Source organism: Olsenella porci, assembly GCF_009695875.1.
GTDB classification, from domain to species: Bacteria; Actinomycetota; Coriobacteriia; order Coriobacteriales; family Atopobiaceae; genus Olsenella_H; species Olsenella_H porci.
Window position 1 is genome coordinate 55,445 of sequence record NZ_VUNC01000004.1, and the last position, 13,644, is coordinate 69,088.

Annotated in this window: 8 protein-coding genes; 4 read left to right on the plus strand and 4 right to left on the minus strand. The window is 65.4% G+C overall.

The window, feature by feature from the left end; translation table 11 throughout:
- Window positions 1-260 precede the first annotated feature (260 nt).
- Window positions 261-2,474, plus strand: coding sequence for a transglycosylase domain-containing protein (locus tag FYJ68_RS06020; protein ID WP_154435024.1), 2,214 nt, complete (start codon window positions 261-263; stop codon window positions 2,472-2,474).
- A 169-nt stretch (window positions 2,475-2,643) separates the two neighbouring features.
- Here the strand turns inward: FYJ68_RS06020 and FYJ68_RS06025 are convergent, their stop codons facing one another.
- Together FYJ68_RS06025 and FYJ68_RS06030 are read right to left on the minus strand one after the other, a co-directional pair.
- Window positions 2,644-3,081 (minus strand): arginine repressor, encoded by a 438-nt coding sequence (locus FYJ68_RS06025; RefSeq protein ID WP_154435026.1) that lies wholly within the window; start codon window positions 3,079-3,081, stop codon window positions 2,644-2,646.
- A gap of 181 nt (window positions 3,082-3,262) precedes the next feature.
- Complete coding sequence (locus FYJ68_RS06030; RefSeq protein WP_154435028.1) at window positions 3,263-3,673, minus strand: GtrA family protein; 411 nt, start codon at window positions 3,671-3,673, stop codon at window positions 3,263-3,265.
- A gap of 228 nt (window positions 3,674-3,901) precedes the next feature.
- Here FYJ68_RS06030 and FYJ68_RS06035 point away from each other — a divergent pair, with 228 nt between their 5' ends.
- A complete protein-coding gene (locus FYJ68_RS06035) occupies window positions 3,902-5,020 on the plus strand; it encodes a cysteine peptidase family C39 domain-containing protein (RefSeq protein WP_154435030.1) in 1,119 nt (372 codons plus the stop codon).
- A gap of 159 nt (window positions 5,021-5,179) precedes the next feature.
- Here FYJ68_RS06035 and FYJ68_RS06040 read toward each other — a convergent pair whose 3' ends face one another.
- Complete coding sequence (locus FYJ68_RS06040) at window positions 5,180-6,901, minus strand: phospho-sugar mutase (protein WP_154435032.1); 1,722 nt, start codon at window positions 6,899-6,901, stop codon at window positions 5,180-5,182.
- A 262-nt stretch (window positions 6,902-7,163) separates the two neighbouring features.
- Here FYJ68_RS06040 and rlmKL point away from each other — a divergent pair, with 262 nt between their 5' ends.
- Window positions 7,164-9,485 carry a bifunctional 23S rRNA (guanine(2069)-N(7))-methyltransferase RlmK/23S rRNA (guanine(2445)-N(2))-methyltransferase RlmL gene (gene rlmKL, locus FYJ68_RS06045; protein WP_154435034.1) on the plus strand — a complete coding sequence of 774 codons (2,322 nt, stop codon included), beginning with the start codon at window positions 7,164-7,166 and terminating at the stop codon, window positions 9,483-9,485.
- Between the two features lie 100 nt (window positions 9,486-9,585).
- On the opposite strand, the gene FYJ68_RS06050 is transcribed toward rlmKL, so the two are convergent.
- Window positions 9,586-11,106 (minus strand): S10 family peptidase, encoded by a 1,521-nt coding sequence (locus tag FYJ68_RS06050; RefSeq protein ID WP_154435036.1) that lies wholly within the window; start codon window positions 11,104-11,106, stop codon window positions 9,586-9,588.
- Window positions 11,107-11,349: 243 nt separating this feature from the next.
- Here FYJ68_RS06050 and FYJ68_RS06055 point away from each other — a divergent pair, with 243 nt between their 5' ends.
- Window positions 11,350-13,611, plus strand: a complete 2,262-nt coding sequence (locus FYJ68_RS06055; RefSeq protein ID WP_154435038.1) for a KUP/HAK/KT family potassium transporter — start codon at window positions 11,350-11,352, stop codon at window positions 13,609-13,611.
- Window positions 13,612-13,644 lie beyond the last annotated feature (33 nt).

Genomic DNA, 13,644 nt, shown 5'->3' on the forward strand with positions numbered 1-13,644 from the left:
ACGTCCTCCCCCCGCCCGCAGGCGTGGGAGCCCCTGCAAGGATACCGCACGCAGGCCGCAAGCCACCGCGAGGCGGCGGTGACCTCCTCCGGCACCCCCCACCCGCCGGCCCGTAGACGGCACAGACCTTTTAATACGCTGATGGATGCCACCCCGTTTCGCCAGGATTCTGTAGACTAGAGCGATTGCCTCCACACGCGGAGCCGCCATGGGGTCCTCAACTATAATGTCCTCCGACTGTCTCGAATGAGGAGGATTACATGGGAATCCGCACCCGCAGGGCCCACCGGCACTCGCGCACGCACATCGTTGCGTTTGGCTTCGCCGGCTTCCTTGGCTTTACCGCCCTGCTCGTAGCGGCCCTCGCGATTTCGCTTGGGGCGCTCGTCAACACCTGGCTGCAGGACCTCCCCGACTACACGTCGGCGGACGCCTACCTCGTCTCAGAGCCCACGACGGTGTACGCCGCGGATGGCTCGGTCATAGCCGAGTACTACCTGCAGAACCGCCGCAGCGTGGACATCTCCGAGATCTCCCCCTACGTCCTGGAGGGCGTGGTCGACACCGAGGACGTCCGCTTCTACCAGCACCACGGCGTCGACCTGCAAGGCATCTTGCGCGCCGTCTACGTGCAGCTCGCGGGTGGCTCGGAGGGCGCCTCGACCATCACCCAGCAGCTGGTGAGAAACACGATCCTCTCGGACGAGCAGTTTGAGATGACCCTCAGGCGCAAGGTCCGCGAGGCGTACCTGGCCATCCAGATGGAGAAGATGTACACGAAGAACCAGATTCTCAACATGTACCTCAACACCATCTACTTTGGCCACAGCGCCTACGGCATCGAGGCGGCAGCCAAGACGTACTTCAACAAGGACGCTAAGGACCTCACGCTCGCCGAGGCGGCGACCCTCGCCGGCCTTCCCCAGTCCCCCTCCAGCTACGACCCCTTCGTCAACCCCTCCGCCGCCACCGCAAGGCGCAACGAGGTCCTGGACCACATGCTCTCGCAGGGCGACATCACCCAGGAGGAGCATGACAAGGCCGTGGCTGAGCCCATGCAGTGCAACGAGGGGTCGTTTGACGACGCCACCGGCAACTACCCGTACTTCTCCGACTACGTAAAGTCGGTCCTGCTCGAGGACTTTAGCGAGGACACCGTCATGAAGGGCGGCCTCAAGGTCTACACCACGCTCGACCCCGCCACCCAGGAGGCCGCCCAGAACGCGGTCACCAGCACCCTGGACGACCTGGGCAACGACAAGCTCGACTCCGCCCTGGTCGCCGTCAACCCCACCAACGGCTACATCGTCGCCATGGTCGGCGGCAGGGACTACAACACCAACCAGTTCAACCTCGCCACGCAGGCGCGCAGGCAGCCGGGCTCCAGCTTCAAGCTCTTCACCCTCACCGCGGCCCTGGCAAACGGCATGAGCCCGGACATCTACATCAACGCGAGCTCGCCCATGACCTTCTCCTCCACCTGGAAGGTCCAGAACTTTGGCAACGAGAGCTACGGCACCATCACCCTGAGGAAGGCCTTCGCGGTCTCGTCCAACACGGCCTTTGTCCAGGTGATACAGGCAGTCGGGGCCGACAAGGTGGTGAGCGAGGCAAAGGACATGGGTATTGACGTCGACCTGCCCGCCTACGACTCGCTGACGCTGGGCACCGTGGGCGTGCCGCCCATCCAGATGGCGGAGGCCTACGCGACCATCGCCACCAACGGCGTCCACCGCGACGCGATTGCGATCACCAAGATCCTCGACCGCAACGGCAACACGGTCTACGAGCACAAGGACGACCCCAAACAGGTCGTCGACGCCGCAGTTGCCCAGGACGTCCGCTCGGTGATGGAGGGCGTGGTCCAGGCGGGTGGCACGGCGAGCGCGGTCTCGACAGGCATGACCGTCGACCAGCCCGTGGCCGGCAAGACCGGCACCTCCGAGGACTACCGCGACCTCTGGTTCTGCGGCATCACCCCGCAGCTGTCGGTCTCGATCTGGTGCGGCTACCGCGAGGAGGCGGCGGTCACCATCAACGGCGCCTACGGACACCCCTACACCACGTCCGTCCCCATCTTCATCAGCTTCATCAACCAGGCGCTCGCCGGCCAGACGCGCCAGGAGTTCCCCACCACAGACGAGAAGGCCACGTACAAGGCCAACGGCGAGTGGACGTTCAGCAAGACGAGCGGCACCACGTCGTCCAAGACGTACTCGTACAGCAACGACGATGACGAGGAGAGCGGAACCGACTACACCACGACGACCACGTATGCGCCATCGACCAACACCAACTCGGGCTACACCGGCAACACCGGAAACGGCACGACGACCACCGACACGACCGCAGACACCGGAGGCACCACGGGTGGCGGCGACACCGGTGATGGCGGAGCCACCACGGGCGGCGACGCAGGCGGAGCCACCACGGGCGGCGGTGATACCGGCGGGGAGACCGGAGGCGGCCAGTAGGTATACCGCGTATCCAGCATGGCAAGAGAGGGGCCTCGGGACTTTCCCGGGGTCCCTCTCTTGTTAGGCCAAACAACCATGCGAGCAGGTGTGGGAATTGCCGGCGGCATAAATATGGGGAGAGGGACGATTCCCTCTCCCCTACTTCCAATCCCTAGGGCGCAGACCGCTACTTCTGCGCGTCGCGGAGCTTGTTGATGAGGTTGACCAAATCATCCGAGGCCTCGGAGCTTGCCGCAACAACGAGGACGGTGTCGTTGCCAGCAACGGAGCCGATGACCTCGGGGAGCGCGGCGGCATCGACAGCGGCGGCAACGCCGGGCGCCGTGCCGGGCTGGCTCTTGATGACCACGAAGTTGTCCACACGGTCCACGGAGTTGACGAACTCCGACACCATGCGCTGGAGGTGGAGGTCCTCCGCCAGGACGTAGATACCCTCGCTCAGCTTGCGAAGGCCCATGTCTGCGATGTCGCGCGAGACCGTTGCCTGCGTGCAGTTGAAGCCGATAGCCTGCAGCTCGTCCACCAGTGCACGCTGCGTGCGTATCGACTTGCCTCGCACGATGTCCCTTATGGCATCCTGCCTGTTGTTACGCCTCTTGACCATCTCTACCCCTCAGGTGCCTGCAATCGAATTTGCTGCATGCACGTCGCGTTATTCTCATTCACATGAATGAAGCTAAGCGTAGAGTTGATAAGAGTCAAGAAGTATTGGTTAAACGCACCGCAATTCTCGGCATGCCGACAATTGGCGCAAAACCACGCTCGCCTAAGTTTTTATCCCCTGGCTAGGCCTCGCGGGAGTCCCCCGCATCGAGCCACTTCTTGCGGCTGAGGAAGTTCCACACCATCACGACCGCGGTGGCGATCACCTTGGTGACGGTGATGGCGAGGGGGCTCTTCCCCAGCGCCGCGACGCCCGCGTACATGATTGCCTCGTTTATGAGAAGGCCGATCACGGACAGAATGACGAAGATCACGAACTCCCGCCTCTTGCTCAAGTCCTCGCGGTGGGTGAAGACGAACCGCATGGATGCGACGTAGTTGAACACGACCGAGACGGTGAACGAAATGGCTGCGGAGACGACGGGGTCCAAGCCTATCCCGACGGAAAGGAGCATGAGTACGCCGTAGTCGATGAAGAAGGCGATCACGCCCACCACGCCGAACTTGAGAAACTGTGCTATGAGCTTGCCCATGGATGGCCCTTCCCGCCGCTGAGATTGCGTGAAAATACTAGCACGCGCCTCTCGCCCGTCCCTTCCCCACGTGCATCCCAGCGGGTCGAATATGCCCGTTCCCCTCATTTCCTGCAAACATGCACGCACACCTGCCTTATGATGCGCTCAGACGTTGGGCATCCTTCAGCCTGGCGGAACCAATCCCAGGCGCGCCGTTGGCGCGCGAGAAGACCAGGGGGACGCGCAATGGCCTTGTCAAGCAACTCGGGACGAAACGGGCGCCAGCCTCACGACGTTCGTCGCTTTGGCTCCACGAACGAGCGGGACTACACCAGAAACCGCCCCGGCAGGGACCTCAAGGGGCACTCTCACCAGAGCACGAGGCGGGACGGAAAGTACCGGAGCGACCACAACTACCGCACCCTCACGGGACACGACACCGGCTACTCCCTGAGCGGGAAGCGCCGTGGCCGCTCCCCGCTGGGGGGCGGTGGCCAGCGGAGGGAGCTCATCCTCGCCGTCGTGGCGATCGTCGCCCTCGTAGTCCTCATCCTGGGCATCTCGTCCTGCGCACGCGGCTGCAGCAAGGGGAGCGACGTGACGTCGGACTCCGTCGCCGCATCGGGCACCGGGAACGAGGCAGACTCGCGCGTCTCGGCCGGCGCGTCCTCCGAGCTCACCCAGAAGTTCACGACCGCCCTGGACAGTAACGAGAAGCTCGCCAAGATCGCACGGAGTGCGGGCGACTACTCGGACAAGAGGCTTCCCGAGCTTGCCCTGCTCGAGCCCGACGCGATCTCGTTCGTCGCCTCGCAGCCCAATGCGAGCACAAAGGCGTCCTCCTACGACGACGAGGTGAAGCAGGGCACCTACCCGCAGCTCCTCGACTGGGACTCCCGCTGGGGCAACGTGAGCTATGCAGGCAGCGTCCTCGCGGTCACGGGTTCTGGCCCCACGTCCCTCTCCATTGCTTACATGGGCCTCACGGGCAAGTCTGACAAGACCCCCGCCGACATCGCCTCCGCCTCCACCTCGGCGGGCTATGCCACCGACTCCGACCCATTCACCTCCGACGACCTCTTCTCCAAGGGGACGGCCGACCTTGGCCTGACTTGCACGGGCTACACGCCCTCGAGCGACAACCTCTACTCGATTCTGTCCGAGGGTGGCAGCGTGGTGGTCGTGAAGCTCAAGAAGGACTTCGACTCCCCCTACGAGCACTGGGCCGTGGTGACGGCGCTCAACGACGACAACTCGGTCACGCTCTGCGACCCCACCTCCAAGCAGGCGTCGAGCCACACCTGGGCCATGGGGACCATCGCCGGCAACTCCGAGGGCTTCTACGCCCTGTCGGTGAGCCAGTAGGGAGACGGGCGCGACAACGCCCTCGTTCCGCCGCCCAAGGGGAGAATGCCATCGCGACGGACGCGACCCTCTCCCCCATCGCATCCGCACGCGAGACAGAAAGGGGACCCGAGGGCGATTCTCGGGTCCCCTTTGCGTCAGGCGTGATACGCGACGTGCCTACGAGAGCATCTCCTCCGCGGCCGCCTGCAGCTTGGCGCGGACCTCCTCGGAGTGCTCGCGGGTCTTGCCCTTGGAGAAGAGATACGCCTTGACCTTGGGCTCGGTTCCCGACGGGCGGAAGATGACCTTGTTGTCGTCCTCGAGCCTGAACTCGATGACGTTGGCGGGCGGGAGCTTCTGTGCCGGCTCCTTCTGGAGCCCAGAGACGCGCGGCATCTGGGCACCCGTCTCGTAGTCGGTCATACCGGTGACCTTGAAGCCGCCGATCTGCGCGGGCGGGTTCTTGCGGAGCCCTTCCATGATGGCCGCCATCTTGGCGGCACCGGACTCGCCGGGGAACATGGCGTTGACGGTTCCGTTGAGGTAGTAGCCGTGGCGCTTGTACAGGGCGTCCATGGCCTCGTAGAGGTCCATGCCCTTCTCGGCGTAGTAGGAGGCCATCTCGACGCACATCTCGGTGGCGACGATGGCGTCCTTGTCGCGAGCATGGGTGCCCACGAGGTAGCCGTAGGACTCCTCGAAGCCCATGAGGAAGCGGTCCTCCTCGCCCTCGTCCTTGAGCTGGTCGATCTGGTCTCCGATGTACTTGAAGCCGGTGAGCACGCGCCTCATCTCGAAGCCCAGGTCACGCGCCAGCGCATCGGGCATGGACGACGAGACGATCGTGGAGACGGCAACCTTGCGTGAGACGTCCTCCCCGCCATCCTTGGCGCGACCGGCAAGCCAGTCCATGAGGAGGACGCCCATCTCGTTGCCGGTGAGGAGCTTGTACTCGCCGGCGTGCGGGATCGCCGTGCCCATGCGGTCGGCGTCGGGGTCGGTCGCGACCACAAGGTTGGGCTTCTTCTCGTCCGCGAGCTTGAGGGCGAGGTCGAGAGCCTCGCGGAACTCGGGGTTGGGGTACTTGCAGGTGGGGAAGTTGCCGTCGGGCTCCGCCTGCTCGGGGACGACCGTCACGTTCTTGACGCCAATCTCCTTGAGGATGCGGCTCACGCACTCCATGCCGGTGCCGTTGAGCGGGGTGTACACCACCGAGTAGTCGTCAGACGCCTTGAACCCGGGAACCGAGACCCTCTTGACCGCCTGGATGTAGTTGTCCAGGACATCCTCGGGCGTCCACTCGATGAGGCCCTTCTCCAGGCCCTCGTCAAAGTCCATCATCTTGGGGCCGCCGAAGACGGGCGTGCGGGCGATGGCGGCAGAGATCTCGTCCGCCGCCTCGTTGGCAATCTGGCCGCCGTTGTCGTTGTAGACCTTGTAGCCGTTGTACTGGGCGGGGTTGTGCGAGGCGGTGAGGACGATGCCCGCCGAGGCGTGCAGATAGCGCACCGCGAAGCTCAGGGTGGGGACGGGCTCGATGCGCGGGTACACGTACACGTGCACGCCGTTGGCCGCAAGCACGCCGGCGGCGACGCGCTGGAAGTCCTCGCCCTTCAGGCGGCTGTCACGCGCGATGGCAAGCGTGGGATGGTCGTAGTGTGCGTTGAGGTAGTCTGCCACACCCTGGGTCGCCTGGGCCACCACGTACACGTTCATGCGGTTGGTGCCCACGCCGAGGACGCCGCGCAGGCCCGCCGTGCCAAACGAGAGGTCGCGGTAGAAGGCGTCGTTGAGCCTCTCCTCGTCACCCGACACGAGCCCCTCGAGCTCATCCTTGAGGTCGGGATCGGTGACGTTGTCCCTCCAAAGCTGGACCTTGGCCTCTGTAGCTTTGTCCATCTGCATCTCCTCGATCGCTCACGGGGCGGGGCGCGCCCCTGTTGGTCGTACAAACCGCATGATAGTCGCATCCCGCGTTCCGCCCGTCCGCGATACGGCAAACGCGACGCGCTCGGGGGTCATCGGGACCAGTCGAATCCACGGCGTTCAAATCGCCCCCTGTGGTGTCTTGCTGGTAGCTCCCGCCCGGAGGTCCCAGGCAGGCGAGAAGCCCGTATGATGTGGGGAAACGACGGCATTCCCACGGGCGAGAGGTGTCCCGATGCAACAGCTTGACCAGAACGCGCCAACCCAGGATGGGCAGCCTCGCTTTGTCGCGCGCTGCCCCAAGGGCTTCGAGTCCCTCCTTGCGGGGGAGCTCTCGTCCTTTGGCACCCCCCAGGTACGCCCCCTCCGCGGCCAGGTGAGCTTTGGGGGCACCCTGACCGACGCCTACGGCGTGTGCCTGTGGTCGCGCCTCGCCTCCAGCGTGGTCCTGGAGCTGGGGCACGTGGGGGCGCAGAGCTCGGACGCCCTCTACTCCGGCCTGTACGACATCCCCTGGGAGGACCACGTACCCATGGGGGCAACCGTCGCCGTAGATGCGCACGGCACCAACGACGCCCTGAGGAACTCCCAGTTCGTGGCCCTGCGCGCCAAGGACGCCATCGTCGACCGGCTGCAGGGCAAACGCGGCGTGCGCCCCATGGTCGACACGCACAGCCCCGACGTCCGCGTGTCGGTCCGCGTCTCGCGCGACCGCGCGGCGGTGGGCATCGACCTGTCCGGAAGGCCCCTCTTCCGCAGGGGGTACGAGTCCACCCGCAGCCAGCGCTCGGGCGTCGTGCCCCTGCGTCCCGACTACGCCGCCGCCCTCCTCGAGGTGGGCGGCTGGTGGCGCGCCTGCCGCGATAACGACCCCGCTCTCGCCTCGCTCTACTGCGGCACCGGCACCATCCTCGCCGAGGCAGCCGGCCAGGCGCTCAACCGCGCCCCGGGGCTGCTCCGCACCTCCTGGGGCTTCACGGGATGGGGCGGGCACGACGGCGACGCATGGAACGCCCTGCTCGATGACGCCCGCGAGCGAGCGGAGGAGGGAGAGGCCCACGGCTGCACCCTCGTGGCCTACGAGCACCGCGGCAACGTCCAGGCGGAGGCGCGTCAGACCCTCCGGGCGGCGGGCATCCACGTGGAGCCCCGCTTTGTCGACGCTCCGCAGGTCCCCGCCTGCGTGAGCGAGGCGTCCGGGCGGTCCCTCCTCGTGGCGGACCTCTCCTGGATCGAGGCGGACGAGGTCGCTACCCAGGCATCCGCCCTCTCGGCCCTCACCGCCGCCATCACGGGGCTGCCGCAGGGCACGCAGGCCGCGGTCCTCTCCCCCAACGCCATGACCGACCGGGTGATGGGCGGCAGCCCCGTGGAGGAGACGTCCGTGCTGGTGGGCAGGGACGAGGCCTCGATCCGCCTGTACGACCTGGCCGAGGCGCCCGAGCGCACGACCGTCGAGCTCCCCGGACGAGGCTCCACGCCGGTGCTGGTCCCCACCTCGGAGCAGTTTGCCCGCCGTCTGGCCAAGGTCGCGAGGCTCCGTGCCAAGTGGGCCCGCAGGGAGGGCATCGACTGCTATCGCGTGTACGACGCCGACCTGCCCGACTACGCGGTGACGATCGACCTGTTCCAGGGGTCGCAGATCATGCCCGCCAGGGGAAGGCGCGGCCGCTGGCTGCAGGTGAGCGAGTACGCCGCCCCGCGCGAGATCGACCCCGCCCTGGCGCGCGAGCGGCTGCTCGACGTGCTCTCGATCGCACCCCTCGCCCTGGACGTGCGCCCCGAGAACACCTTCGTCCACGTGCGCACGCGCTCCAAGGGCGGATCGCAGTACGCCGAGGCGGGTCGAGGCCTCGCGGATCGCCGGAGGGCCTCGCGTCCCGGCCAGGTGCCGCTCCCGCCGGGCTCCCACCTGATCGACGAGGGCGGCCTGGTGTTCGAGGTCAACTTCTCGTCTCGCCTGGACTGCGGGATCTTCCTCGACCACCGCGAGACGCGCGCAATGGTCCGCGAGATGGCCAAGCAGACCATGGGCTCCAAGCGCTTCCTCAACCTCTTCGCCTACACCGGCACTGCCACCTGCTACGCGGCGGACGGAGGCGCCAAGCACACCACCACCGTGGACATGAGCGCCCCCTCCCTCGACTGGGCGCGGCGCAACATGGAGCGAAACGGCTTTGTGGGGGAGGACCACGAGTTCGTCCAGGCGGACGTCCTGCGCTGGGTGAGCGACCAGCGCAGGACCAAGAACCGCTGGGACCTGGTGTTCTGTGACGTGCCCACGTTCTCAAACTCGAGCCGCATGAGCGGGAGCTGGGACGTCCAGCGCGACCACGCCGAGCTCCTCATCGGCATCAGCCGCCTGCTCACCAGGAACGGGGTGGCGGTGTTCTCGTGCAACCGCCGCGACTTCAAGCCCGACGTTGACTACCTCGCACGCTATGGCGTCAAGATCGAGGATGTGACCGCCCAGACCATCCCCGAGGACTTCTCCCGCAACCCCAAGGTGCACCACTGCTACCTGGTGAGAAGAACCGAGATTCCCACCCGCCCGTAGCCGCGGGCCCCAAGGCGAGACACAACACGGCCCCCGCCCGCAGCAGTTCAGGTCGCGGACGGGGGCCTCTCCTCTCCCCTGCACAGGGTCGCTATGGTCGCTATGCCTTGTTGTAGAACGCCTCCATGTCGGCGGAGAGCGCCTGCAGCGTGGGGACGTCCACGTAGGCCATGTGCCCGCAGTTGTAGAGGTGCCACTCCACCCGCTCCTTGAGGCGGGGAGAGAGGAACTGCGTGGACATGTCGTGCACCACGTTCCAATAGGTGGTGGCGGCGTCGTAGCGACCTCCCAGGATGGAGAGCTTCATGCGCGGATTGCGGCGCAGCGCCGCGGAGATGTCGTAGGCGACGTTAGGGCTCGCGCTGGCGTCGAGCTTGCCCGGCTCGTGATGCTCCCACTTCCAGTTGGTGCCCACGCGCTCGTAGTTGCTGCTGAGGTAGCGGGCGGGGCCGTGGTAGCCCAGGGTGTCGTGGCAGAACGAGCGGAAGGCGCTCGTCCAGCTGGCCTCCACGGCGTCGTCCGCGGCGTCCTCGCCCGCAAACCACGCGGCGTCGGACTGCAGCGCCAGCGGAGCGTCGCTCGTGAAGCGCATGTCGAGCCTGCCGGTGACGAGCCCCTCGTCAGCCAGCAGGTTGCGGCGGAAGTCGTCCAGCGTCACGCGGAGGTGCGCCCTCCTCACGTGCTCGGCGGGAAGCCCGATGAGCTCGCCCATCTCCCGCGCGACCTCCGCCTCCCGCTCGGCGGGAAGGCGGTCGCCAAGGAGAAGCGCGGGGGCAAGCGTCTGATCGGTCCAGTCCATGGCGCGCGAGAACCACTCGTCGACGCCGACGCCCTGGCCAGCCTTGCCAAAGTACTGCGCCGTCGCCGCCATGGTCGGGGTCATGCCAAGGTGATAGAGGTCCTCTCCCTCGATCACCTGGACCCAGTCGAAGATGGCGCTGAGCATCGTAACGCCGGCGACCTTAACGTCGCGCTCGCCGAGAAGTCTCATGAGAACCGCGTTGCGGACCGTTCCGTACGACTCGCCAAAGAGGTAGACGGGGCTCTGCCAGCGGCCGTTCTCCTCGAGCCACGTTGTGATTGCGCGGCAGAAGGCGTCGGCGTCGCCGTCGACGCCAAACACCTTGTCGGTGTCCGCCCCCTCGGCCACGCTCGACCACCCCGTCCCCAGCGCGTCCAGGAACACAAGGTCAGTCTGACGCAGCAGCGTGTAGGGGTTGTCCTCAATGCGGATCGGGGTGCCCAGGTGGTCGCAGCCCTCCGTGACCACCCTGCGGGGCCCGATACCGCCGAAGTTGATGGGCACAGAGGCGCAGCCCGGACCGCCGTTGTACGCGAAGGTGACGGGGCGCTTGGCGGGGTCCTCCCCGTCGGCCACGTACGAGAGCGAGAACATCTTGCCCACCAGCGCCCCGGTGTCCCCGCGCACGTCGAGGTGGGCCGCCGTTGCCACGTAGTCGATCCTCTCGCCTGCATGCGCGCCTGAGCCCTCCCACGACAAGTGGGCGCTCGCTGGCTCGGGGGTCTTGAGCCGCGCGTCGGCCGGAACCGTCATGAACGCATCCCTGGGCACCGCGGATGCCGCCTGCTCGCGCGGGGCGTTCTCTCCGTCTTCTGCCATCTGGGCTCTCCTCTCTGGCCTGCGCCTACCGGCATTTGGCCAACTGCTCGCAATGGAAACGTCGGATAATTGTATTCCACCTTCCGGCGGCTTAGATTCTCCGAATATGCCCCGCTCAGGACCCCTCCTTTGCATTAGCTTAAAGTGCTAGCATTCTACATTTGCACTATGCTTTTCTCGTTGGGGAGCCAACACGTTCCCTCCCAAGCGAGACGGCTTAACGCATCCGACTGAAGGAGCGAAATGAGTAACGTCAGAGCTGCGGAATCCGGCCGCAGGGCCCACAAGGGGTCGAAGAGCGCCGGGATACCCCTCTCGGCGGGGATGATCCTCGTCACGCTGGGCGTGGTGTACGGGGACATCGGCACCAGCCCAATGTACACCCTCAAGGCCATCATGTCCGACAACGGCGGGCTCACGACCATGGGAGACGACACGGTAATTGGCGCGCTCTCCCTTCTCATCTGGACGATCACCCTCATAACCACGGTGAAGTACGTCCTGGTGGCCATGAAGGCGGACAACCACAACGAGGGCGGTATCTTCGCCCTCTACAGCCTAGTTAAGCGCTGCGCCAAGTGGCTGATCGTCCCCGCCATGATCGGCGGCGCTGCACTTCTCGCCGACGGCATCCTGACCCCTGCCGTCACCGTGACCACCGCCATCGAGGGCCTACGCACCATCGGCCCGGTGTACTCGGTCATCGGGGACAACCAGCAGATCGTGATCGTGATCACCATCGTGATTCTGTGCATCCTGTTTGGCATGCAGCGCGCGGGCACCTCGACCATCGGCAGGCTCTTTGGCCCGGTAATGACCGTGTGGTTCCTCTACCTGGGCATCACGGGGCTCCTCAACGTGGGCGGCAACCTCAACGTGTTCCGTGCGCTAAACCCCGTGCGCGGCCTTACTTTCCTGTTTGACCACAGGATCAACGCCGCCGGCCTCATGGTCCTGGGCAACGTGTTCCTGTGCACCACCGGCGCCGAGGCACTGTACTCCGACATGGGCCACGTGGGCAAGGCCAACATCTATGCCACCTGGCCGTTCGTGAAGGCGTGCCTGATCCTTAACTACCTGGGGCAGGGAGCCTGGATCCTGGCCAACCGCAACGTCGCGTCGCTCGCCACCGTGGCGGACCTCAACCCGTTCTTCCAGATGATCCCCGCGAACCTCCGCGCGCTGGCGGTCATCCTCTCGACCTTTGCCGCCATCATCGCGTCTCAGGCGCTCATCACGGGCTCCTACTCCATCGTCTCGGAGGCCATCCGCCTGGACCTCATGCCCCACATGAAGATCAACTACCCCTCGCAGACCCGCGGCCAGATCTACATCCCGCTGGTCAACAACATCATGTGGGTGGCCTGCATCTTCGTGGTGCTGTTCTTCCAACGCTCCAGCCACATGGAAGCGGCCTACGGCTTGGCCATCACGGTCACCATGCTTATGACCACGCTGCTGCTCTACACGTACCTCTCGCAGATTCGTCACAAGCACGGTGCCGCAATCCTCTTTGTGGTCACGTTCGGGCTCATCGAAGCAATGTTCTTCTTCTCGTCGCTCACCAAGTTCATGCACGGTGGCTACTTCACCGTCCTCATGGCAACGGCAATCTTCTTCGTCATGTACATCTGGCGCCGCGGCACCGCCATCGAGCGCACGCAGACGGTGTACCTGCCCGTGAACAAGTACATCGACCAGCTCCAGCAGCTAAGCCACGACGACAACTACCCCTACATCGCTGACAACCTGGTGTTCCTCACCAACGACTCGTCGCCCGACAAGCTCGACCGCGACATCCTCTACTCCATCCTGGACAAGCGCCCCAAGCGCGCCAAGGCGTACTACTTCCTCAACGTCCAGGTGACCAACGACCCGTTCACGCACGAGTACATCGTGAACGACTTTGGCACCAACTTTGTGTTCAAGATTCAGCTGCGCCTGGGATTCAAGGTCAACCAGCGCGTCAACACCTATCTGTACCAGATTGTCGCCGACCTCATGGCACACCACCAGCTGGCTCCGCAGAACCACAAGTACTCGATCTACCGTGACCACGGCAACGTGGGCGACTTCCGCTTCTGCCTCATTCGCAAGGTGCTCACCCCCGAGTCTGACATCAGCGGCGGCAACGCCAACGTGATCAACCTCAAGTACGCCATCCGCCACGTTTGCGGCTCGCCCGCTCGCTGGTATGGCCTTGAGAACTCCAGCCTGATCTTTGAGTACGTACCGCTGTTTGGCAAGACCAAGCGTCAGCACAGGCTCACGCGCGTCACCGAGCCCTCCGGCACCGGCTCCATGAAGCCCGTCAGCGCCGCCTCCGTGGTGGAGGAGGACGAGGGCGACATCTTCTCGGACAAGATGGTCAAGGAGCACTCCGAGGTCATCGAGGCTACCGAGCACGAGGTCGTTGGCGGCGACACCGCAAGCTTCCGTCCCCTCGTGATTGACGAGGACGAAGACGAGGACGGGTCGGACTCCACCGAGGAGGGCGAGGAGTAGGCACGTCCCCCATCAGGGGAGAGACACGACGGC

Bases quoted from the DNA above. Each gene is read 5' to 3' on its own strand.
- FYJ68_RS06020 (WP_154435024.1), top strand. From the start codon at position 261: ATGGGAATCCGCACCCGCAGGGCCCACCGGCACTCGCGCACGCACATC.
- FYJ68_RS06025 (WP_154435026.1), bottom strand. From the start codon at position 3,081: ATGGTCAAGAGGCGTAACAACAGGCAGGATGCCATAAGGGACATCGTG.
- FYJ68_RS06030 (WP_154435028.1), bottom strand. From the start codon at position 3,673: ATGGGCAAGCTCATAGCACAGTTTCTCAAGTTCGGCGTGGTGGGCGTG.
- FYJ68_RS06035 (WP_154435030.1), top strand. From the start codon at position 3,902: ATGGCCTTGTCAAGCAACTCGGGACGAAACGGGCGCCAGCCTCACGAC.
- FYJ68_RS06040 (WP_154435032.1), bottom strand. From the start codon at position 6,901: ATGGACAAAGCTACAGAGGCCAAGGTCCAGCTTTGGAGGGACAACGTC.
- rlmKL (WP_154435034.1), top strand. From the start codon at position 7,164: ATGCAACAGCTTGACCAGAACGCGCCAACCCAGGATGGGCAGCCTCGC.
- FYJ68_RS06050 (WP_154435036.1), bottom strand. From the start codon at position 11,106: ATGGCAGAAGACGGAGAGAACGCCCCGCGCGAGCAGGCGGCATCCGCG.
- FYJ68_RS06055 (WP_154435038.1), top strand. From the start codon at position 11,350: ATGAGTAACGTCAGAGCTGCGGAATCCGGCCGCAGGGCCCACAAGGGG.